The sequence below is a fragment of the Candidatus Dormiibacterota bacterium genome (assembly GCA_035635555.1).
GTDB lineage: Bacteria > Acidobacteriota > Polarisedimenticolia > Gp22-AA2 > Gp22-AA2 > Gp22-AA3.
Genome location: DASQAT010000055.1, coordinates 1 through 23901 on the forward strand (window position 1 = coordinate 1; position 23901 = coordinate 23901).

Here is a 23901-nt window from a genome sequence, read left to right on the forward strand (position 1 = left end):
GGGGTCGAGCCATCGACAGAGCCGTCACTGACCGTCTCTCGACGATCATCGAGACGAGAATGCTGGAGATCCAGGGTCTCCGCGGGTCTCACGTCTCCAAGCTGGAGCACGACAGCAGCCGATCGGTGCTCGCAGTCGTCCGGCACGGACCCGGCCGTTGCGAAGAGCAAGAGGGGCTCGTCCCCGGCCCGAGTCGTCCGACAAAGAGGCGGGCGCCTCCTATCCGATTGGTGAAGGATCAATGATTGCGGATGCTGATACCGCAAGGATAGCAGCAGATTCGCAGCGTCGGGGAAAACTGATTCGCTTGACTAAGGATGTGAATCGAGAGTACTAGACAGGCAACTGTCCTTACTTTTGAGCTCCCCTTCTCCAGGGCACGGACCACACCCAGGTCTAGGGACCCGCAGAGAGTCGCTGCGGGACCGACCGTAACGTAAGTTACGCCTGCTAGGCAGGCTGCGGGTGGACCGCGTCCAGCGAGAAGTGTGCTCCTAAGCTCCTGGGATCCGCCGGTGAGATCCGGAAGACACTGGCGGGTTTCCCTGTCGCCCACAGCCCTGGAACATCCCGCGCCTATTTCCCGTTAGTTATCGACCTCAAATCCTCTCGACTAACCCGAACTCGGTTGTCCTGCGGCAAGGAGTCTCCTGCCCACCTGGACCTCGAAAGGGGATCTCATGAATAAGCGAAGCGCACGCGCCGCGGCGCGACTTGTCCCGATCATCTGGTGCCTGACCGTGCCCCTTGGCGCCCTCTGGGCGCAGAACGAAAACGAGAATGTCGGATTCCGCCCCAACCATGTCTTCGAGAGCGGCAATTTCGGAGAGGACGTCGACATACTGAATGGCGGGCTGAACATGTCGGTGTCCATCGGGCAGCAATTCCTGATCAACTCCCGCCTGGGGCACGGGCTGAAGCTCTCCTACAGCTCGAAGGTCTGGGACACCACATATTACAAGACTGATTTCATCAGCACTGACCAGCGGATCGTGCCGAGTACGAAGAGCCCGTTCGGGATCGGCTTTAGCATGACGATGGGCCGGATTTATGAGGACTTCCAGTTCAACCAGAACTGCGGATCGACTCCGCACAACACCTGCTTCTCGAGGACGTGGACCTGGATCTCGCCGGACGGCGTGCACCACACGTTCTTCTTTGACAGCGACGACCACGTCAACCCGCCACAGACCCGCGAGGAGGACGGGGTATTCTTCGATCCCGCTGGTGTATTCCTATCCTTTACGGGGCGAATGACCACTGACCTCAGTTACGCGAAGGTCAGAGGCCCTGGGAATGAATATTGCGTGGGAACCAAGGACGATGGCACAGCCGAGACCAACTGCATGCGAGTCGAATCCCCGGATGGCCTTGTCTATACTCTGGCGAAGAGGGTCGATTGCATCCAGCCTTCCCTTGACGGCACCGGCCAGCCGACGTCAGCCTATCAGCAGATACGGACGGACAATCAGAACTTCTGCGGGTGGTACACGAAGTACATTGAGGATCCGAGCCTGTACTCGCGTGTGACCAACAACGGAGTGACGTCTCCGTACCCAAACAATGTCAAGGTCGTCTACGACACGCGGCCCAATTTCCAGCATGCGATAGCGAGCATCACCGACAGCGCGACGCGGACCATCTCATTCCACAACTGCGAGTGGTGGTCGGGGGGGCACTGCAGCACCACCACCCAGGCGTGCAACGGCGACAGCCAGTGTCCGTCCCCACAGATATGCTACACAGGCGTCTGCTCGAATAATTCTACGCAGAACTGTAGCACGGACGCACAGTGTCCAGGCGGACAGTGCGCGCCGATCCAGACTACGACCATTGACGACATGTGCATGACGGGTTCGAAAGACCCCGCTACGTGGACTGCCTCCGATCGATCGGCGGTCGCGACCTATGCCGTCGACGTCCCGTCGTTGGCCAACTGTACAGATCGAGGTTGCTATGGCAGCACGACATTCACCCCGTCGGCGAAGGCGACGTTCGGATTCATGTACGAGTACACGCGGATCCGTCGGGCCGATCTCGATCTCGAGGGGCCCACCCAGGTGTACACTCCGACGCCGATCTTGAAGCTCCTGCGTCTGGACTACCCTGGCTATATAGGTCCGGGCCAAAGCAATCCGGATCTGTACAGCCTCTACTATGGCTATTACAACGACGCGCCGCCCCCCGGGCTCGCGTCTGGAGGCAACGGCGATTACGGTGAGGTGACCTGCCGCACGCTTCCGCTCCTGAGGAAGGCAGGATCCGATCCAGTCGGAATCACTGCCAACGCCTGCAGTCAGGTCAGCTCCTGGCCGCCGGACAAGCGAGGTGCCACGTTCAAGTATTCATACGGGTACTACGTCTACGTGGGCAAGTTCATGCAGGCCTCGAAGCACGGCGTCTCGGTCAGCATCACGGGATTGAGCCGGCAGATGGTCACGAAGGAGCTGCAATTGCCCTCGGGGGCCTCGTCGGGTCAGACGTGGCAGTATAAGCGCAACACGACGGCATTCACGAACCCCACCCAGGTGACCGTCAGCGACCCGCTCGGAAACGACACGGTCTATTACTACCACGCCTCCCAATCGACCGATAATCCCAACGTCGGGCCGGATCCGAGCGACGGCTATGCTCCGGAGTGGAGCGACGGGTCCAATTTCGAGATCGATTACTACCGTGGCAACGCTGCGACCGGAAGACTGCTCCAGTCGGAGCTCCAGGAACACGACTCAGACCTCGATCCGCAGACTCACGCTCATTCGAAGTCGAACGTTCGTGTCAAGCGCGCGACGAAGCGGTTCGTCGACGCCGGCGGCGCCGAATCAATCGTCTCCCGCGATCAGTGGGATGGATACGGCCACTGGCAGACCGAGGTAGAGTCGGGCTTCAACATCGACGTGCCGAGGCGCACGACGACCACCTATCAGAATGGGGCTCAATACGTGTATATCACGGGCCTTCCCCGCTCGAAGGAAGTGTCGGACGGCCAGCGCGTCCTGTCCCGAACCGAGAATGAGTACGACGCGTACGGAAGGCTGACGACGAGCATCGCGCGTGCGAACCTGCCGGCCAGCATTGGAACACCGGTTCCTGCAAATCTGAGCACCACCTCCACCCCGGGGGACGTGCTGACGCAGTTCACCTCAAGTACCGCGTCCGGGAACATCATCTCCAAGACCATGTCGACAGGGCGGTTCGATGATCCGATTTACTACATCAAGTACACCTACGCTCCGTCAGCCGGAAACTGCACCACCGCCGGCGAATGCGGCGGCTACCTGGCGAGCAAGGCGTTCACCACGAGCCTGTACAGCTTGCCCCTGTTCAAATCGATTGACAGGGACCGGGACGCGAACACCGGACTGATTCTGGCAACGCGGGACACGGCAGGGGTCCAGACGAATTACACCTACGACGCCCTAGGACGCGTGACGCAGGTTCTGCCGGCAGGGGAAGAGCCGACGCAGATCGCCTACGAGTCACTCACCAGGACGGCGGTGACGCAGGGAACACCGGGCACGTCGGATCTCGACCCCGCGGCCAATTTCGTCTTCACCCGGTACATCTATGACGGACTGGGGAGGCAGGTCGTGACGCAAAAACGGCCGGCCGACATTTCTCCTACGGATCCACGGTTCGCCTGCCAGAAGACCCAGTATGACGTGGCAGGGCACGTCGTGTACAAGACCGAGTGGACCTATCAGACCCTGACCGCGTGTGACGCCCTGCCGGTTCCGGGCCAAAACCTTTGCACGGCCTCCGGAATCAACCGGACCACCGATCCTGGGACCGAGTTCGATTACAGTGAACCGGGCACGGTGCCGCCGGGAGTCGGCACCTGCGATCCATTCGGGCGCGTGCGGCTAAACATCCCGGCGGACGGCGATCGCGCCACCAATACGAACGTCACCCGAACGGACTATTACGGCACAAGCCAAGACGTCACCGAGAACTCGATTCACGACGCCGGCGGCACGGCGACGTACTCGGCCAAGACATCCTTCATCAGGGACGCCTTCGAGCGCCTCGTCACCGTGGATTCCCCGGCGGAGCGCCGCTGCACCTCGAACAACGTGGCGTGCACGACCAACGCAGACTGCGGCGGTGCCACCTGCGCGGTGACCGGCGGTGCCGACGCCTACTACGATTACGACCCACTTGACCGACTCGTTCAGGTGAAGCTCAGCAACAACCTGGTGCAGACCCAGATCCGTCGCATGGATTACGACGGTCTGGGGAATCCGATCTGGGCGGATAACCCGGAGAGTGGCACGACGGTCTATGAGGGATACGACGCTCTTGGGAACCTGCTACGTGAGCAACATCCCAATGGCAACGGAGCCAAATTCAGATACGATTTCGCCGGACGAGTCTCGGAGCAGGATTTCTGGTTCGCCGGTGGTGACGGTAGTGTGGTGTCGGGGATCGTGGGTTATGGCTACGACAACACGGGCGCGGGGAGTCCCTACGGACTTGGAAAGCTCTCATCCATCAGCCGATACAAGGGGGCCCCTAACCTTTATCAGTTCTTCCAGGAGAATCGCTATTACAATGGTATCGGCGGTCGTCTCTCGTCGACGACCCATTCGTTCACTGACTTTCTCAACTTCCCAATCGAGACGACGAGCTACACGTACGACACGCGCGGTGAGCTCACCTCGATTCAGTATCCGGTAGCGACACCACCGAATCGGAGTATTCTGAAGGTCAACTACGGCTACTCGAACGGGATGGTGGTGATGGCCACCGAAGACGGGCAGGGTACGGCCCTGGGCCGACTGAGCTACAACGCCGCGGGGGCGGTCGCGAGCGTCAATATGCCGAACGGCCGTACCGAGACCACATTCGACTCGAGAAACCGGCCCAAGACAATCAAGGGTGGCGCGTGGAACGGCACCACTTGGTCACGGGACCCGGAGTATCAAAGCGGCGATTATAACTACGATGGGGTAGGAAACATCTTTCAAATCGGATCCAACTGGTATGGGTACGACGCCGTCAACAGGCTGATTACCGCCCACACAGAGTTCCAGGGGAGCATTTTCAACGAGACCTTCTTCTACGATCCGTTTGGGAACATGGATCAGCGGATCTTGGATCAACAGATCCCGCCACTGCCTGATGTTGTGGAGACCGAGGCCTTCACCTACAGCAACCCCCGCAGCAACCGCATCATGACGCGGCAGACGACCATCGGCTCGAGCACGCCGAGCGCTGTCAATTTCGTCTACGACGCCGCCGGCAACCTGCTCCAAGGAGGAAGGCGCTGGATACCGGATCCCACCCAGCCAGCGGTCGATGACGTCAAGAAGTACCAGTACGATCCCATCAACCACCTGGTGCGCATCCAGCAGATCGGCAATACTTCGAATGGCGGCGGCCTGGCGGAAGTGGACAGCTTCGAGTACGACGCGTCCGGGAACAGGCTCTGGAAGATAGAGAAGGAAACAGGCATCAAGACGTACTACCTGCGCGATCCGTCGGGTCAAGTGCTTTCCGAGTTCAGAACGCCGGCCCTGGATGGCAGCGGTCCGGAATGGTCCAGCGACTATGTCTATCTGGCGGGCCGGCTCCTCGCGCTGAAGGAGAATCTGAAGCCGAGACCGCCGCTCAACCTCCGCGCGACCCTGGCGGGCCAGGGACCGGGCACGTGGCGCGTCACGCTGACCTGGGACGAGAACAGCGAGCCCGACAAGAGCTACTACAAGGTATACCGCAAGGTGGACGGAACCGACGCGACCTTCATTGTGGTCGCTCCGCCCAACCCGCCGGCGACGGCTACCTACGCCGATCCGACCAATTTCGTTGGCACAAAGACCGTACACTACAAGGTCAGTGCAGTGGATTCCAGCGGCTACGAGAGCAACCTCTCGCTGGAGCTGAAGGTCGTTACGGGGGACACGTCTGGACCACCGGCTCCCACACTCACCCTCGCCGAGTTCGGGGACGGTTACATCAAGTTCACCTGGACCGTTCCGACGGACGCCTCCGACATCGTGGGATACGAAGTGGATCGCCGTCTCTCGACAGCTAACAATGTGCCGTCATTGCCGATCACGGGACAACTCGTCAAGTCGTCGACCTTCACCGATTACAACCTGAACAACGGCCAGTACTATTACTACAGGGTCAGGGCCCAGGATGCAGCCGGGAACTGGGGGCCGATGAGCTGCCAGCCCGGAAGCATCTGTGACCTCGCGGCAAGTCCTTCGGACCACACCCCGCCCCCTCCTCCCAAGGGGTTGAAGGTGTCGTCGACTTGCGGCACGCTAGGCACGTCCGAGAAGATGAACCTGTCCTGGGAGGCGAACCCACCGTCTGGCAGCTACACGGTGATGTACGAAGTTTACAGGGACACCGCGCCCATCTATGACTATCGATTCCCTCCCCTGACCTCGATCGCGGGCGTTTCGACAGCGTACTACCAGGACCCCACAGCTCTCACGCCGGGGACGACCTATTACTATGCGGTCAAAGCCTACTTTCTCAACAACGGCAGCCAGTTCATAAGCAAATCGCCCTTCTCGAAGTGTGTGGCGGGCAAGATACGCGATTCGAGCATCATCCCGAAGCTCCAGATCTTCGCCAGGCCGAAGGACGGCTCGGTCGACATCTCATGGCAGATCCCCGATCCGGCCAACCCCCCCCCGCCGTCGCAATACTTGATCTACAGGAAGCTGAACACGATCGACTCGTGCGTCAACTATGTGCAAATCCAGAGCGTGACGTCGGCGTCGGGAAGCTTCACTGACAGCGGAGTGCCCAACAACGTCGCCTACGACTACGCAATGACAGCGATAGTTGGCGGAGTCGAGTCGTCTTTCAGCAGGCCGACGCTGGCGATCCCGCTGGCCCGGCCCTTCGGCCAGTACCAGTGCCGCGTGCCCGATCCATGGGGGGTCCCTGCAGATTCAAACTCCGTGCAGTGGATGCCGCCAGCGTCCAGTTTCTACCAGCCGCTGCTGGCGTCAACGGCCGACGGAACTTCCTCTTATCTCAAGGGCTATCATCTCTATCACTACAAGCTCTGTGGTCGCATGTCCGGGCCCCCAGTGGATTATCAAGACGACAGCCCCACGCGGGAGATCGTAACGGACGTTGCCAGGACGATTGATCCCTACCTTATTTATAAGAGCCCGACCGGCTCAAACAGCGGGTACGTCTACCAGGATCCGCGTTACGCAATCAACAGTACCCAGATCCTCTCCCCTCAATTCAACCGGTCCGACACAGATAATAGAGGCCGATTCCTGTACGGCGACTGCGCCGGCACTCCGAACTTCGAGCCGAATTGCGTCATGCCCAAGGCCGTGTACAAGGTCTTTGCGGAGGGCACCTGGCTGACGGCGGAATCCGACTGGCCGGACTACTTCGACACGCTCAATACGGATCCATCCTTGCGCTGCAAGACATTCCTTCATGAACCGACTCCCAACTTCCCGCGCTGTGGAGACAACAGGCCGACCCTGGGTGATCCGAACTTTGTCCCGCCACCGAGCAAGGTAACCGCGGTCCCCGCAGGTCCTGGTTCCATCCGCCTCGACTGGGTCAAGCCTGCTGTTAGCACCGGGAGACCACCGATCGCGGGTTATTATCTCTACGCCCGTCGCAACAATGACACCACGACGTTCAAACATCCGCTTCCTTTCGCCACCGTTGGGCCGAATGAGACGACGGTGACACTCTCCGGCCTGCGGCCGTCGTCGTATGAATTCAGCGTCTCCTCGTTCGACACGGCAGGGCATGTGTCCGGCCAGGACTACACGTGCCGCGAGAGCGGCAGCCAGTGCGAACCCTACGCCGGGTGCACGACCGGAGGAGTGGGTATTTGCGACAATACGAGCAAGCCCTGCGCGACCCAGGCGGATTGCTCCTACGGTGTTTGCACCGTCTCGCTCGCGTCCTGCGATTCAACCGGCACATGCCCGGCTGGAGTTTGCAGCAACAATCACGCGGTCGCTTGTACGCCAATTAGGTTCATCCGGGCTATTCGCGGAGCAAACAGTGGACAGAACTGGATTACCCCCGTATTCCCGACTCCTCCCGCGAAGGGCAATGCACTGATCGCGGTGATCGGCACGCGCGGCGCCAGCGACTCGCGAGTCTCGTCAGTGACCCAGCCTGGCGTATCCTGGAATTCAACTCGTGCGGTTCAGAAGACGAACCCGAACGGTGTGACCATCGAGATCTGGTACGCCTTGACCGTCAACGAAAACGCGGGAACACAGGTGACCATCAATCTGGCAGCGCAGCTCAATGCTAACGTGGTGATCGCGGAATATAGTGGCATCCTCAGCTCAAGTGCTCTCGACCAATTTTGGAGCAATTCCAACACCACAAAGAGCAACAACCCCAGCACTGGCCAAACCTCTACGACGTCCCAGGGGAATGAAATCTGGGTCGGAGGCATGGCCAACATCGACACCAGCACTTACAGCGGCCAGACGAATGGCTTCACGGAGCGTCTTGAAGCGCAGATTCAAACCAATCCCGACAGCACCCTCAACAATACGGTTCTCGAAGATCTGATTCAGAGCACAACCGGCGGTGCGAGTGTCGGCGCCACCCTGAGTGCCAAGCAGTTCTGGGCCGGAGCAATTGCCACGTTCAAGACTGTCCCGCTCGAGTCCGCCCAGTGCGGTGCGGGAAACACGTGCATCCAGCAGACCTGTGACAAGGACGTGTGCGTCGGGGAAAGCTGCGAAGAGTCCATCGGTCGGTGGTGTACCGTGCACACAGACTTCTCGTGCACTCAATCCAGTCAGTGCCCGGGGTACTACCCTGGCCAGTGCAACATCTCCGGGACGACCTGCAACGCTGTCACGCCCTGTCCAACCGGCGAAGTGTGCGTCCCGGGTGAGTTGTGCCGTAACGTCATCGATTTGGCGACGGCCTCGCCTGGTGCGCAGACAGCGAGCCCCGCGCCCCCGACGTCACTCAAGACGGTGCTCTGGACACTCAACGACGCGGTCCTCTCACTCAAACGGCGCAACGGCGTGAAACTCGCCTGGGTTGGCGTAAGCGGTGCCACGGGGTACCGAGTGTACCGCAGCGCTACCCCCGAAGGACCGTTCTGCGCCCTCCTCGATTCTGGGGTCAACCCGTCCCCGCCACTCCCTTCCGAGGCCCCGACCCGGTGCACCAGCGATATCCCCGCTGTTTGGAGCGTGGATTACGACGCCGCTTCGGTCAGTCTCAGCACGACCGCCACGAACTACTGGGACCAGACGGTGATGAGCGACACGGTCTACTACTACAGGGTGACGACGGTGGCCGGCAGCAGCGAGACGCCCTTCTCTTCGGCCTATCAGGTCCGAGGCAGGGAGCTGCCGTATGACAAGACCACGCTACCCCCGCCACAAGGCTTCAGGGCATGGGCCTCCCAGACCGGAGGCCTCGTAGACAAAGAGAGCGTCATGCTGAAGTGGTGCGCCATCCCGACCCCGAGCGGCAACTCCCCCGACGTCCTGCCAACTGTCGATGAGTACAGGGTGTACCGCACCAAGCTGGCCAACGGGGAGGGTGTACCCGGAACCTATCGTCTTCTGGCGCGCCTCTCACCTGCCTGCTTGACAGCGGGCCGCTGCGAGATCCGCCCCGCGACCGACCCGAACCCAAACGTCTGCGTCGACAGTAGCTATAATCCCAAATGGGACGCATCGGGCAACCCGAGCTGTCCAATCATCGCACCTACGACGCCCTGTGACGACACGAACGGGCCTCGCTGCGGCATCGCCGACCGGTCGTTCACGTGCTGGCCAAGGCTCACCGATCCCGTCGGCCAGCAGTATCCCTACAATTACCGGTACTTCGTGACAGCCGTGGGCACCCTGCAGGGCGGCTACCCGCAGGCCGAATCGATGCCGTCGGCTGAGAACGCCGCCTGGCTGAACTACTGCTATGTCGCGACCTGTCCCGCCACTCCGACGTCCTGCTCCGAGCGACGCGACCCCGATGGCAACGGTGAGTACCTGGTCTGCGGCGGCGAAGACGCTCTCCTGATGGACCCTGACGGCTCCGGCCGGGTTACAATGACCGATGCCATGACATGCGAAGGGCCGTCGGACGATTCGGGCCTTGACACAGCGATGGCCCCCCGGCGCGTCATCGGCCAGAGCAACCCTTACAACCCACCTGCTCGATGGATTTTCTACCACCTGGACCACCTTGGGAGCGCCCGCCTCGAGCTCGACGTCAACGGTGTCTTCGTGGCGCAGCACCACTACCTCCCCTTCGGAGAGGAACGTCCGCCCCAGGTTGACCCGTCCCTTAACACGCACAATTTCACTGGCCACGAGCGCGACAGGGAGAGTGGGCTGGATTACATGATGGCGAGGTACTACTCCTCCTCTCTCGGCAGGTTCATGGTGGTGGATCCAGGAGATGACACCGATCTCGGGGATCCTCAGAGCTGGAACAAGTATGCGTACGTCAGGGACAATCCGATCAATCGGTTTGACCCAAATGGTGAGGATGGCTGGGAAGTAGAACGGAAACTGAAATCAGAGGATGGACCGCCTGTGAGTAGTTCCAAGTTTCTAGCCCATGATTTCGTAGCGGTCACTGGCCCGCCGACTTCGGAGCACCCAAACGGTGTGGTAACCGACACCGCCAGTTGGAATAATGGGAAGACAAGGATAAGAGATACACATGACATGGGTGTGGCCCAAGAGGCGATCGACCAGGGCCTGGCGAGACATGCAACAGGGCCTGAACTTGATGATCAACTCAGAATCGAAATTAATTCCACGACGAACCCAAAGCACCCCTCACACCATATATGGGGGCTTTTCAAGACGTGCAAAGGTGAAGCGCGCAGACTGCTGAAGGATGCGAAGAAGCATAGTCAACAAGAATCGTCACACGATCCTGAGCAATCAGAAAAGAAGCAGAGCAGGTTGTTCGACGGCCCCTTCTTCGGGGCAGGCGGACAGCCGAGTCACAGTAACGGGGGATATGTCGATGTCGATGGTACCCATAAGTCGGGCGCGTGCTCAGTCGAAGCCTTCTAACGTCCTAGCGAATGCGCTAAGGGTTGATCGCGTTGAACGGGGAAGGTTTGCACCGAGCACAGCAGCCGACAGAGTGGGAAAAGATAGGTTCGAAAAAAACGATTGATCGCGGCACGAAATTCGAGAGTCTCTCGAAATGGAACGTAGAGCAAGAGTTGATGCGGCAGAGTTAGAGGTATCGATCCGCTCGATCAAATACGTAGGGCAATAGCTAGTGGGATGCGAACTTCTTTTGCTAGGCTGTGAAGATGATCTTAGCGTGTACGATGGGAGCCAATATGGGCGCTACGCGGGTCGTGCGTGTCGATTTGCGGTGCACAGTACTCCGGGGCATTGCCGTTTGTGCCCTTACGTTGGGATGTGTATCAATTTCCTCGTACCGGGGGGACGGAAAAATATCCAGAATCCGATTCCTGCCGAACCCGGGCGTTCGAGTGGATTTTGAAGGATTTTCCTTGACGAGTGCCTATAGCGCCAAGTATCGCCTTGATGGCCTCCCATCGCATCGCTCTGCGTTCTACGTAGGGCTAAGTGTCAACGTACAGCAGGAAGACTTTGATCAGAATCCGAAAGAAGTGACTAGGGTGCCGGGCGGCGTCCTTTCTCTCCGACTTCTTAGCAAAGATGGCAAGATGTTGTTTGATTGCAGCCGAACGATCGATAAGCTTGACTGGACTTGGGCCGCTGGTTCGAGGATGGGGCTATGTGAAGGGAGGCGGGCGCCACGAGGAACGGAATCCTTCATCTATCCAGAGTGGATCGATTCAGATGATCCACCTGCGTTCCTTGAAGTCCACTATGAACCGGCCGCGAACGCGCCGAATATTACGGGGTGGATTCGGCTCAGTGCTGGCGGAGAGACCTAAGCAATACCCACCTTGCCGAACTACCTGTTCGCCCAGTAAAATGCTGCTGTAATAGTCGACCGAAATGTTATGCTGGCACGGACCTCTTTCAGGTGTAGTGGTCCATCGAGACTTCGCAGGGCTTCTCGGTGTGTTTCCAAGCGGAGAAGATGGGCTTCAGCATCACGATCTTGGTGGAAAGGTTCCAGCAGGCGTCAAGAGGGGGCCGGAACTAAGGAAGGACGAACAGACGATTTCATGGGCGACACTCGGCGAGATGACGAGTGACGATCTGCTACGCAGCACGCTTGAGGGTGACGATGGGCAAATACGAGCGCCCGGCGTGGTAGCGGACGGTGAGATCGAGCGCGGCTCCGGGCTGGCCTCGAGAGTCCGAGGCGAGGCGCAGGGAGAACGTCGTGGCCATCGCCTGCGGGGTTCGAGGCGCGGCGCGCGAGCTGCAGGACGCCGAGGCCGGTGGCCGTTGTACCAGGCAACGTAAAAGGCCAATTCCTGCTTCATAGCGGCGAGACGATGTGCGTCGCATGTGGCAGTGAGCAGGAGGAAGTTTGGATCGACGCCGGCAAGCTTGGCGGACTCGAGCAGGCTCCAGAACGGCGCGACCACCCGGTCCCGCACGTCTAACTTGTAGACGAGTCGTGGGATGGTCTGTAATGTGGGTTTCAAGCGGCTATCCTCCACGCATCCTGGGGCAGCCCGAACCTGTCCAGATTTCTGGACGCTATCATCTTTGATAGTTGGACCCGGGCCCCCGAGTCGAACCCACATAATTGATCGTGCGGGGGGGGGCGTGAACGAGTCACTGTTATCGAGGCGGCGCGCCTATTTAGCCGGAATGTCCACGATCGTCTTACCCGAGCCGGTGTTCCCGGCGGCGTCGGTCGAGCGCACGACGATGCTGTGCTCGCCCGGGCCGGGGTGCTTCAGGGTCAGGTCGTACGTCTCGACGGGCGAGTCGTTCAGACCATCGGCCGGCTGGACGGCGACCCAGTCACCGGCGTCGACGGCGTAGGCGGTGTCGCGGATGAGGCTGAACGAATCGGTGGCTGTGAACGTCAGGCGGATGCCCGACGGCTGGACCTGCGCCTTGATCGACTCGACGCGCGGCGGCGTGTTGTCGACGTCGAACGGTTCCGAGATCTTCTCCGCCGCGAGCGCCCGGCCCGCCGCGTTCGAGGGGGCGTCGCTGGCGACCACGCGGAACACGTAGGTGCCGTCCGGCATCGCGGTGCTGTCCCAGGTCACGAAGTCTTCGTCGATCTTGCTGCGCACTTGTTTCCATGATTTCTCGTCGACCGCGCGGTAGTAGACGTCGTACACGAGATCGTCGTCGTTTGGATCGACCGCCTGCCAGGTGACGCTGCGCGCTCCGGCCTCGAAGCCGCGGCGCGACTGCGGACGCGCGCGCTTCCGCACGCCTCCCTCGACGTCGCTCCCCGCGCTACCCGCGGTCTTGGCTTCCTGGGGCCCCGAAGTCGGTGTGCCCGGGATCTTCTGGAACGAAACCCCCGGCGCCTGCGCTTCCACCTTTCGGATCTCGGGCGGCAGGTTCGCCTGCAGGTAGGTGATCGCCACCTCGCGCAGGGAGGGGGAGACGCGGGCGTCATCCGTCTTCATCTCGGTCCGCCACTGCAGGAAGCGCGATGCCGGGCAGTTGAGAAGGGCCCCGTCCGTCGTGAACGGCGCGCCGCGCCAGTCCGACCAGGTGCGATCCGGCTCCTCGGTGTTGCCGCAGCGCACGCTCAGGAGGATCGAGGTCCCCTTCGGGGCCTCGTTCCGCCAGGAGGCCCGGCCCCAGGTGGCGAACGATCGGGCGTCGAGCACGCGCGACTCGTAGGTTCCCGAGCGCGCGAAGCCGGGGCGCAGGAGCGACAGGCTTCCCGAATTGCTGCCGGCGACGGCGACGTCCCCCTGCCGCGGCGGCCCCGCCGGCTTCTCCTGGCCCTTCAGCGCCGCTCCGTCCGCTCCCAGCCGCAGCAGGGCCGTCACCTGTCCCGACGCGAGGCGCACCATCTCGTCGACGTTCCCGGCGGCGTCGAGCGCATAGATCTTCCCCTGCGTGCTCGAGCCCATCAGGAGATCGTCGCTCGCGGCGACCGCGAGGCACAGGATCGCCTCCTGGCTGCCCGACCAGACCTCGCGCGCGTACCCCTCCGGGGAGATCGCCAGGACCTTCCCTTCCATGCCGATCGGGACGCGCTGCTCCGGCGTAGGCTGCTGCTCCTGCGACGGTGTCGGTGACGGCTGCGGCGCCGCACCCTCGGTGCCGGAGGACGGAGCCGGCGCGGGGGGGGTCGGCGGCGGCGGAGCCGCGGCCGGCCGCGCCCCGCGCCCCGACTCGCCGGCGACGGCGGCGTAGATCGTCCCATCCTTCCCGAGCGCCAGCGCGACGACTTCCGCCAGGGGGGCGTCGTACAGCACGAACCCCTCGCCCGCGGAGGAGATCCGGAACACCAGCCCATGCCCTTCGGAGCCGGCGATCAGATCCCCCTTGGCATCCGTGATGAGAGAGCGGATGTGCGTCTCGGCCGAGTCGAAGAACACGCGGCCGTGACCGTCGGGATCGACCCGCAGGATCCGGCCGTCGATCCCGGTGGCGGCGTACAGGATCCCCTGGCGGTCGAACGCCAGGGCCCAGATGTACTTCTCGCCGCTGTCGTACGTCCAGACGGCCTTGCCGCCCGGCGCGATCTTGTAGATCTTGCCGCCCGGCGATCCGCCGGCCAGCACGTTTCCGGACTTGTCGATCGCCAGGGCGTGGATCTCGGGCTCCCCCGCCTTGAAGAACACCTCGGCCCCCGCGGCGCCGAGACGGTAGATCGTCCCGTCGTTCCCGCCGGAAGCGTACAGGTTCCCGCCGGCGTCCTGGGCGAGGGCCCAGAGGTAAGGCTGCTTCGCCTCGTGGACGAGATCGAGACGCGGCGACAGGCGCAGCACGCCGTCGGAGAGAAGGGAGACCCCCTTCGTCTCCCCCCGGGCGAAGTCGTCCCTCTCCCTCTGGCGCCAGGTCTGGGAGGTGACGGCCCGCAAGGAAGCGGCCTGGAACAGGAGCACGACGAGAGCGGACAGAACGGCGGCGATCGCGGCGGCGCGCTTCATTTCACCCTTATGGAGATGCGGCGGCCGCCCACGACCACGACGTCGAGATCCTTCGGCATCTCCAGGATCGAGGTCTCGCCTATCAGGGTGGTGTCGGCGCTCAGCCGCGGAGTGTTGAACACGGTGAAGATCGACAGGGGGAGATCCGGAAGAACTTCGCTGCGCACGATGGCGGCCGGCGCCCGGCGCGTCATTCGGAGATAGAGCGTCCGGCTGCGTCTCTGCCTCGTGGCCAGGCGCACGAGATCGCCGAGGCTCGACGCCTGGGCGACCTGGCGCTCGATGACTCTCCGATCCAGGCTGTCGAGGGCGGGGCCGCTGCCGACGACGATCTCGGCGTCGCCCGGGGACGTGTCCTCGGGGATCGTCAGGGTCCACGACTCCTCCCACTCGCGCCCGCGGTAGAGATCGAGGACCGCGGTCACGGTGACGCTCTCCCCCGGCCGCACCTCGGTGCGCGAGGCGCGCAACGAGGCCATCGTCGCCACCTGCGAGCCCTGCAGCACGTCGACGTCGATCTCGGCCTTCCGGACGCGCGGCTCCTCGAATCGATTGTTGACCAGGAAGCCGAACACGCCGGCGGTGTCGTTCGCCAGGGACAGGTGCACCGGCTGACCCGGGTTGGTGCCGGAGTAGAGGTCCTCGAACGTCACCGGCGGATATCCCTCGATGTCGAGGCGACAGCGCAGCGCCAGCGACGCCGTGGCGTCGAACTCGACGCTCCGCACCAGGCTGTTGGCGGTCGTGACCGCGAGCAGGACCGGCGACCAGGCCCGGTTGCGCATGATGGCGTAGTTGAAGTCGCGCAGGCCGGCGGCGGATTTGATCCGGACGGAGACCGGGATGGTCGGAGCCACGCGCCCCACCTCGCCGACGATCGCAGTCAGACCGTCCTGGAAGATCGTGCCGACCGGCGGGGTGGAATTGGCGATCTTGAAGGACGCGGCGCTCGACGCGAAGGTCAGGATGACCTGGGCCTGCGTCATCGGCATCTCCAGAGGCCCGGTCCCGAGCATCGGGTGACCGAAGGCGAACACGCGCTTCCCGTCGACGTGCGTCAGGGTGCCGATGCCGACGATGTTCATGTCGCCCGTGGCGAGCGCGGCCCCGATGGCGCTGCCCGGCAGGAGGGGCAGCGAGGACGGCGACGTCGTGGCGCCGCCGCCGGCGGTCGGCTCCAGTCCGTACGATTCGAAGATCGGCGCGTAGTATCGCAGGACGCCCGGGTCGCATCCCGAGCAGACGAGCGGGATGCCGATCGGCTGAAGCCCGCCCGGAAAGCCCCCGCCGGCCGCCAGGGACGGGGCCTCCGGACCGGGCCGCGGCGCAGCGCCGGCGGCACCGGCGATCGGACTGTCCCCGCCCGAGCGGGACGCGACGAATCGACCGAGCAGGTCGGGAGCCTGGGAGCCGGCGTCGGCGGCGCGCGCCGGCCCCGCGACTTTGATCATGTCGGCGATCGGCGTGATGCCGGCGATCGGCTCCTTGGCGAAGTTTCCGAGCCGGTACGACACGGCCCCGATGAGCTTCCCGTCGATGTACACCGGACTGCCGCTCATCCCCGACACGACACCGGTGTACTCGACCTTGTCGCCGCGCAGGCGGGCGACGATGAGGTCCTGCTGCGGGCCGATGGCCCCCTGCAGCACGCCGAGGATCTCGACCTTGAACTCCTCCAGGTTGCTCCCCTCGAACACCGTGCGGGCGATCCCCAGCATCCCCGGCCGGATCTGGTCCAGCGGCATGAGGACGACCGGTGAGGCCGGCGTCTCGGGGGCGGCCGCGGCGGCGAAGACCGGGACACCGGCGCCGAAAAGGAGCAGCCCCAGTGTTCCGCCCGCCCACGCGAGACGCGGGCGCACGCGATCATCGCTGCGGCCCCGGCCCGGGGCCGCGGAACCGGCCATGGAGCGGCTCATGCCTCTTCCTTGTCCTTGTGGTTCGGGCTCTTGAGCGCCGCCTTCACCGCTTCGACGATGTAGTTCTGCATCGACGGCTTCTGATGCTTGACCGATTCGTACACCAGGCAGGGGAGTTTGAGCGAGATCTGCACTCCATCTTCGTCCAGCGAATCGAGCCAGCGGCAAAATCTGTCCCACGTATCCCACGTCGTCTTCGTGATCGCCCCCTTGCTGTAGAGCTCGATGAGGGCGATGTCGTCCTTCAGCTTGAACAGGACCGAGCGTTCATCGTAGTCCTTGAAGTCGCTGTAGGCGAAAAATTTCACCTCGCCGGCGATCTGGTCCTTCCCTTTGATGCTGATCTCCGGCGTCTTGTTGCAGCGCATCAGGATGTAATCGTCCTTCCCCTTGAAGTGGAAGGCGAGGATCGGATCGGTGGTCCGGTCGGTGTCGCTGGGGGTCTTCAGGGCGCGATAAGCCCTCCGGGCGATCTGCTCGTTCGTCGTATATGCCCCGCTCTCTCTCGCTACTCGTTTCATCGGCCGGTCAATATAGCACATTACAACTTTGTAAATGGACCGTCGCGGCCGGCCTTCTTCCTCTTTTTAGACCTTGAAGAGAGGCCTCCGTCGCCGTACATGGAAGGACCCATGCCGAATCAAGGAAAGCGGCGCCGCACAAGGATTCCAACGGACCTGCTCGCGGCCGCGGGAGCGCTCTGCCTCTCCGCGGGCGTGGTCCTGGCGGCGCCGGCGGACCCGGGGCCGCGACTGGATCAACAGGCCCTCGTCCGCACCCTGTCGCTGCTGCGGCCGGACTACCCGCTCTACATCTCCTCGGTGAGGCCTCTTACGCCCGGCGTCGCCCGTCGCCTCTACATGGCCCTGGTCCGCCCCGGCGCGACCGACCCGGCGGGCAGGGGGAGCGCCCCCAACGCGGGTCCGGGAGCGCGGAACGACATCGTCTACGACGAGGCCTCGATCGCGACGGGGCACAGCGTCGCCTGGAGGTCGCTGCTCCTGGAGCATGAGTACTTCCACGCACGACACATGGCGGGGGCCACGCTTCTGCCCGTGGTGCGCGACGGCGTTCCCGAGATCGAAAGGCACTACAACGAGGCGGCGGCGTGGGGGTTCAACGTCGCCGAGGCCCGCGCCGGCCGCTACCCGGGTCTGAGCCCCGACGAGTTCCGCGAGGCCCTCGACCGGCTGGGGGAGCACTACGCGGCGCTGCGGGCGATCCTCAAGGACTCCGACCCTGCGCGCTGGAGCCGGATCTCCGAGCTGCTGCTCCGGCCGGAGACCCTCCTCACCCCCGCCGGCGCGACGCCGTCGGAGGGCGTCCGTCTCTCCGCCGCTTCGCACCGCGAGCGATCGACTCCCTAGCGGGACGACCTGACCTTCTGAAGGAGATCGACCGCGTCTTTCTGCCCTGGATCGAGCTTGAGCGATTCCTGCAGGTACTGGACCGCCTTCTCCTGCTGGTGGTCCTGCAGGTAGGAGAGGGCCAGGGCGTTGTACAGCGTCGGTGATTTCGCTCCCTTGGCGCGCGCGGTCTCCAGCGCCTGGATCGCCTCGCGCGACCGGCCGAGACGTCCCTGGGCAGCCCCGAGGTTGACCCACGACTCGAGGTTGTCGGGCTCCTTGACGACGGCGCGGCTCAGCACGTCCACGGCATCCTGCAGGCGGCCGTGGCGACCGTACAGGGCGCCGAGGTTCGCCATCGTCGCCGCATAGTCCGGGTCGATCACAAGCGCCCGCTTGAAGGTCTCCTCGGCGTGCGGGAAATCCTGCTTCCATTCGTAGATGAGACCCAGCCAGTTCAGATGGACCAGCGACTTGTCGTTGAGCTCCAGCCCCTTGCGCACGATCGGCTCGATGGTGAGCATCCGGGGCGTGTCCTTGTAGAGCGTGTGCAGGTCGCTGAGCGGCTCGGACAGCGCCGGGTCGAGCCTCAGGGCCTCGAGGAGCTCCTTCTCGGCCTCGTCCGCCCTCCCCTCCTTCAGAAGAAGCGAGCCGAGGGCGGCCCGGATCTCCGGCACGTCCGGGTGCTCCGCGCGCTTCTTCTCGAAGTAGCCGATCCCGTCGCGCGCCCGGCCTCCCTCGCGATAGGCGTCCCCGAGCTGGATGTAGAGCCCGTTGTGATCCGCGGGATTCTTGTCGAGGATCCCCCGCGCGACCTCGATGGCGCGATCGTGGTCCTGGCGCCCCTCCGCGACCTCCACCTGCACGAGCAGCGCCTGGATGTACCCCGGTTGCACCTTGAGCGCCTCGTCCACCGCCGCCTGCGCCCGCGCGTAGTCCTTATTCTTCAGGAAGAGGCCGGCCTCGTTGAGATGCGCCGAGACCAGCGCCTGCCCCTGCCCCTCGTCGGCGACGGCGGAGGGAGACTTATCCGACCCGCCGGCGATGTAACCGAGGTTGCGGAGGTTCTCGACCAGCTCCTGGTCGGTGCCGCTCGAGGCGACCATCGGCCGGTTCTCCTCGAGCGATCGGCCGACCCCCTCGTAGGACGGCAGGGTGCGCACGGGAAAACTGCCGAGGAAATCGTCGCGGATCGCCTCCTTGATCACCCGTCCCGGCATGTCCTCGGCGACCGGAAGACCGGCCAGGTACAGCACCGTCGGCGCGACGTCGAGCAGGCTCGTGGTGTCGAGCTGTCCCGGCTTGATGACCGGCCCGGCGACGATCAGGATCCCGTAGCGCCGGTGCCAGAGACCCGGCTTTCCTTCGATGTAAGGCGGGTCGTCCTTCGGACGGCTGAGGCCGCTCTGGAATCCGTGGTCCGAGAGGACGAACACCACGGTGTCGGGAGACAGCTTCGCGAGGATCTCCCCCAGAAGCTGATCCTGGTAGCGGTAGTACCTCTCCACGACTTCATGGTAGCGGGCGAATTCCTCCGCCGTGACCATGTCCATCTTGGGGGGCATATAATGGGCGAAGCGGTGGCAGACCTCGTCGATCCCCTGGTAATAGATCGAGAAGAGGTCCGGCTGGCCCCGATTCAGGATGTCGAGCGCTATCGCCTGGTACGTCCTCTGGCTGGCGAGGATCTTCGTGAGGTGGTTGACCGGCTCGCGATAGGCGCTCTTGGGGTCGTCCTCCACGCGCCGGCGCAGCCCGGCGAACTCGGCCGGCGTGACCTCGGCGAAGCGCCTGACCTCATCGAGCGTGATCGACCGATCGGACACGATGCGCGGCCGGATCTCCTTGAAATAGCCGTCCGGCCAGGTGGCGCCGTTCGCCTCCGGCTCGCTCTTGACGAACCCGAACAGGCTGTAGGCGACCCGGTCCGAGACCATGAATCCCTGCACCGGCTCCGAGGGCCAGGTGGCCCACCAGGCGATGAAGGCGGACGGCCGGCCCGCGTCCGTGAACATGTTCCAGAGCGCCTTCACCCTTCGCCAGCGACTCGAGACCGGCACGGCCTTCCCGGTCTTGCGGTCCTCGACCAGGAAATCGACGATGCCGTGCTCCTCGGGCGGCTTCCCCGTCGCCACGCTCGTCCACAGGAGGGGGGACAGCCACGGCATCATCGTCTTCATGTTCCCCCAGGCGCCGCGCCCCCTCAGCCGCGCCAGGTTCGGCAGCAGCCCCTTCGCGATCAGCGGGTCGATAATTTCCCAGTCCGCCCCGTCCAGCCCCAGGATGGCGACCTTCACCTTCGTGTCGGACATCCGATCGTGCAGCGCGCGCGCCGTGATCGCCGCCACCGCCGCATCCGAGCCGCGCGGCCGCTGCAGGCGGAGCGTCACAGACGCGAACCCCTGCCCTTCCAGGCTTTCCTTCAGCTTCGTCTCGACGCCGGCTCCGCCCTGGCCCAGCACGAGTGACTCGGTCGTGCCGCCGGCGCCCCACTTTGAGACCAGATCCGAGGCGGCGAGGCGCGCCACGTCCTGCGGCGTCCCGCGCCCGCCGCGCGGACCCAGGAATGCCGCCAGCGCCTGATCGTCCATCTGGAACGTGACTTCGAAGGGGATTTCGAGGTCGACCCCTTCCCTGCTCCGCACCCGCACCGACGACTCAGCGCGGACCGCTCCCTCGGGAACCCTCACCAGACGCTGCAGCAGCGGCACGACGACGTGGCGCCCCGGCGTCAGCCGAGTCGCCGTTCCCGCCAGGGCGGTGCGCCGGAAGACCCGTTCGCCCGCGTCCACGCGAACGATCGAGGCCCACGCGAGCCATGCGCCCAGCGCGGCGACGAGCAGGGACAGGATGAGCCGCAGACGGGGTCCGCGGCCGGAAGGCGCGCCCGCTCCGCCGTGCGGAAGACCGACATTCGGCTTCCCGCCCGGAGGGGCGCCGCCGGCGCGCTTTCCGCCCGAGCGCGAGCTCATCGCGCGCACCGCGCCCGGCATCGCAAACGGCCTTCCGGCAACATGTTTCGAGTATAGCACCCGCTCCCGGCCGCCCCCGTCGGCGGCAGGCACCCCACTTCCCGATATCCAAAAAGTAATGGAATCCCCCCCGGGAGGACGCAATCTTTGTGGCGTGGCGAGCCTGAAGGCGTACGTGCGGCTGTACATCTTTTGTGTCTGCGCGGCGGGGGTCGCGGCCCTCGCGGCGTCGTTCGTCCTGGGAGACCGGCCCGCCCTCCTGCCGCTCCTGGTCGCGATCGCGGCGGCCGTCGTGTCGTCGCCGTTCCGGATACCGCTGCCGGTCCTCGGCAACGTCTCGATCGCCTTCACGTTCGTATTCGCGACCCTGCTCCTGCTCGGCACACCGGCCGCCGTCGTGACCGCGGCCATCTCGGGGGTGGCGGCGTCGATCCTGCGGCGCGGCGGGCGCCCTCCGGTCGTGCGCGTCCTGTTCAACGCGGCGGAGCTGTCCGTCTCGTCGGCCATCGCCGGTCTCATTTTCCACCTGGCTGGCGGCACACCGGGCCCTCTCGACCTTGGACAGGAATGGCCTGCGATCCTCCTGTCGTCCGCCGCGTTTTTCGTGGCGAACTCGTTCATCGTCGCCGGTGTCGTCAGCCTGACCGACGAGATTCCCCTGCTCGACAACTGGCGGACCAACTTCCTGTGGACCGGCCCCGGCTACGTGGCGGGGGCCCTCCTGGGGGCGACGCTGACGCTGGGAGTGCAGGGCTTCGGCCTGATGGCCCTGGGCCTGTCGCTGCCGCTCCTGTACATCCTCTATTTCTCATTGAACCTCTACGCCGAGAGGGTCGCCCAGGACCGCCGGCACGGCCGCCAGATGGCCGACCTCTATCTTTCGGTCATCGAGGCGATGGCCCTCGCCATCGACGCGAAGGACCGCACCACCCAGCGGCACATCCGGCGCGTGCAGGCCTATGCGGTCGAGCTGGGCCGGTCGATGGGGATCTCCGAGGCGGAGCTCGAGGCGCTGAAGGCCGGGTCGCTCTTGCACGACATCGGCAAGCTCGCCGTCCCCGAGCACATCCTGTGCAAGCCCGGCCCTCTGACCCCCGAGGAGACGGAGAAGATGCGCATCCATCCGCGCATCGGCGTCGAGATCCTCGAGACCATCAACTTCCCCTTCCCTCTCACCGAGGTCGTCCGGTCGCATCATGAGAAGTGGGACGGCACCGGGTATCCCGACCGTCTCAAAGCAGAGGAGATCCCGATCACCGCCCGCATCCTGTCGGTCGTCGATTGCTTCGACGCCCTGACGTCCGACCGGCCCTACCGCAAGCCGCTCTCACAGGAGGAGGCGCTGAAGTACGTCGAGAGCGAGGCCGGCACGTCGTTCGATCCCGCGGTCGTCAAGGCGCTGGTGGGAAACCTCCCCCGGCTCCGCCTCATCGCCGAGGAGATCAACCGCTCGCACGAGACCTCTGCGGCGCCCGACAAGCGGCTCCTGACCAAGGGAACCGACCGGCTGACGCGGGACACCAACCTGCTGCGGACGTCGATCGTGGACTCGATCCACTCGGCGCAGCGCGAGCTGTTCGCCCTGTACGAGGTCGCGCAGAGCACCGCCCGCAGCCTCAATCTCGACGAGGCGATGGGGTTCATCGCCGGCAAGATCGCGCACCTCGTCCATTACCGTTGCATCGTCCTGTACCTGTACGACGCGGATCGACGGGTCCTGGCTGCCCGCTACGTCCACGGACTGCATTCGCAGCGCCTCGGGCACCACACCATCCCCATGGGGGAGAGGATGAGCGGCTGGGCGGCGGTGCACCGGATGCCGATCCACGGCGTGGCTCACCAGGACACAGTGCTGCGGGAGGGCGGCCGGTCCGACATCGAAGAGCTTTTGCCGGACAAGACGCTGGACAGACTGGAGAGCTCGATCGTCGCGCCGCTCCTCGACGGCGACACGCTTCTGGGCGTTCTCGCCCTCTACGATCTCCGCAGCCGCCCGTACGAGGACGACAACCTGCGCGTCATCTCGATCGTCGCCAAGCACGTCGCCACCGCCGTGCGCAACGCCCTGCAGTACGGAGCCGGCCAGGGCGCCCTGATCGACCCGCTCACGCGCCTGCCGAACGCCCGGTACCTGTTCGTCTCCTTCGAGGAGGAGATCAGCCGCGCGCTTCGCCAGCAGGTGCCGCTCAGCATCATCGAGCTCGACGTCGACACCTTCAACGACGTGAACGACAAGCACGGCCACGCCGCCGGCGACCGCATCCTGCGCGAGCTGGCGCGCGTGGTGCGGGCGCAGCTTCGGGGCTGCGACACCTGCGTGCGCTACGCGGCCGACGAGTTCATCGTCATCGTCCCCGGCGTCGGCCGCCAGGAGGTGACCCGCCTGCAGAGACGCATCCAGGAGGCGATCGAGGGGCACGACTTCGCGGTCCACGGCGGCCGGCCCGCGCGCCTCTCGGTCAGCATGGGGTCGGCCTCGTTCCCCGAGGACGGAAAGTCGTTCGAAGCCCTCATCGCCGTCGCCGACGCCCGGATGTACGGGGTCAAATCATCCCGCCGCAAGGGGGATCCGGACGGATCGGGCTACCAGCGCTTCACCGGCCGGCGCTCGGTGCCGGTGAACTGAGCGCGCCCGGCGCTTTTCTGACACCCGCCCCGCGAAGAAAAACCTTTGCGTCCTCAATGAA

Annotated in this window: 7 protein-coding genes; 3 read left to right on the plus strand and 4 right to left on the minus strand. The window is 64.1% G+C overall.

Going from position 1 to position 23901, the window contains the following annotated elements:
* The first annotated feature begins 680 nt into the window (after positions 1-680).
* Positions 681-11012: an RHS repeat-associated core domain-containing protein gene (locus VEW47_16410; GenBank protein HYS06764.1), complete on the plus strand. Its 10332-nt coding sequence runs from the start codon at positions 681-683 to the stop codon at positions 11010-11012.
* 1688 nt (positions 11013-12700) lie between these two features.
* On the opposite strand, the gene VEW47_16415 is transcribed toward VEW47_16410, so the two are convergent.
* The 3 genes from VEW47_16415 to VEW47_16425 are packed head-to-tail and all read right to left on the minus strand — an operon-like array spanning position 12701 to position 17417.
* Positions 12701-14977 (minus strand): hypothetical protein, encoded by a 2277-nt coding sequence (locus tag VEW47_16415; GenBank protein ID HYS06765.1) that lies wholly within the window; start codon positions 14975-14977, stop codon positions 12701-12703.
* Positions 14974-16896: a SpoIVB peptidase S55 domain-containing protein gene (locus VEW47_16420; GenBank protein ID HYS06766.1), complete on the minus strand. Its 1923-nt coding sequence runs from the start codon at positions 16894-16896 to the stop codon at positions 14974-14976. The genes VEW47_16415 and VEW47_16420 overlap by 4 nt, the downstream gene beginning before the upstream one ends.
* Positions 16893-17417, minus strand: coding sequence for a hypothetical protein (locus VEW47_16425; protein HYS06767.1), 525 nt, complete (start codon positions 17415-17417; stop codon positions 16893-16895). The genes VEW47_16420 and VEW47_16425 overlap by 4 nt, the downstream gene beginning before the upstream one ends.
* Before the next feature lie 111 nt (positions 17418-17528).
* On the opposite strand from VEW47_16425, the gene VEW47_16430 reads away from it, so the two are divergent.
* Positions 17529-18263, plus strand: a complete 735-nt coding sequence (locus VEW47_16430; GenBank protein ID HYS06768.1) for a hypothetical protein — start codon at positions 17529-17531, stop codon at positions 18261-18263.
* Here VEW47_16430 and VEW47_16435 read toward each other — a convergent pair.
* A complete protein-coding gene (locus VEW47_16435) occupies positions 18260-21214 on the minus strand; it encodes an alkaline phosphatase family protein (GenBank protein HYS06769.1) in 2955 nt (984 codons plus the stop codon). The two genes, VEW47_16430 and VEW47_16435, sit on opposite strands and share 4 nt — an antisense overlap.
* Positions 21215-21368: 154 nt before the next feature.
* On the opposite strand from VEW47_16435, the gene VEW47_16440 reads away from it, so the two are divergent.
* Positions 21369-23840 carry an HD domain-containing phosphohydrolase gene (locus VEW47_16440; protein HYS06770.1) on the plus strand — a complete coding sequence of 824 codons (2472 nt, stop codon included), beginning with the start codon at positions 21369-21371 and terminating at the stop codon, positions 23838-23840.
* Positions 23841-23901 lie beyond the last annotated feature (61 nt).

What these genes read in the sequence shown, in the direction of transcription:
- VEW47_16410 (HYS06764.1), top strand. Translation starts at nt 681, where the DNA reads ATGAATAAGCGAAGCGCACGCGCCGCGGCGCGACTTGTCCCGATCATC.
- VEW47_16415 (HYS06765.1), bottom strand. Translation starts at nt 14,977, where the DNA reads ATGAAGCGCGCCGCCGCGATCGCCGCCGTTCTGTCCGCTCTCGTCGTG.
- VEW47_16420 (HYS06766.1), bottom strand. Translation starts at nt 16,896, where the DNA reads ATGAGCCGCTCCATGGCCGGTTCCGCGGCCCCGGGCCGGGGCCGCAGC.
- VEW47_16425 (HYS06767.1), bottom strand. Translation starts at nt 17,417, where the DNA reads ATGAAACGAGTAGCGAGAGAGAGCGGGGCATATACGACGAACGAGCAG.
- VEW47_16430 (HYS06768.1), top strand. Translation starts at nt 17,529, where the DNA reads ATGCCGAATCAAGGAAAGCGGCGCCGCACAAGGATTCCAACGGACCTG.
- VEW47_16435 (HYS06769.1), bottom strand. Translation starts at nt 21,214, where the DNA reads ATGAGCTCGCGCTCGGGCGGAAAGCGCGCCGGCGGCGCCCCTCCGGGC.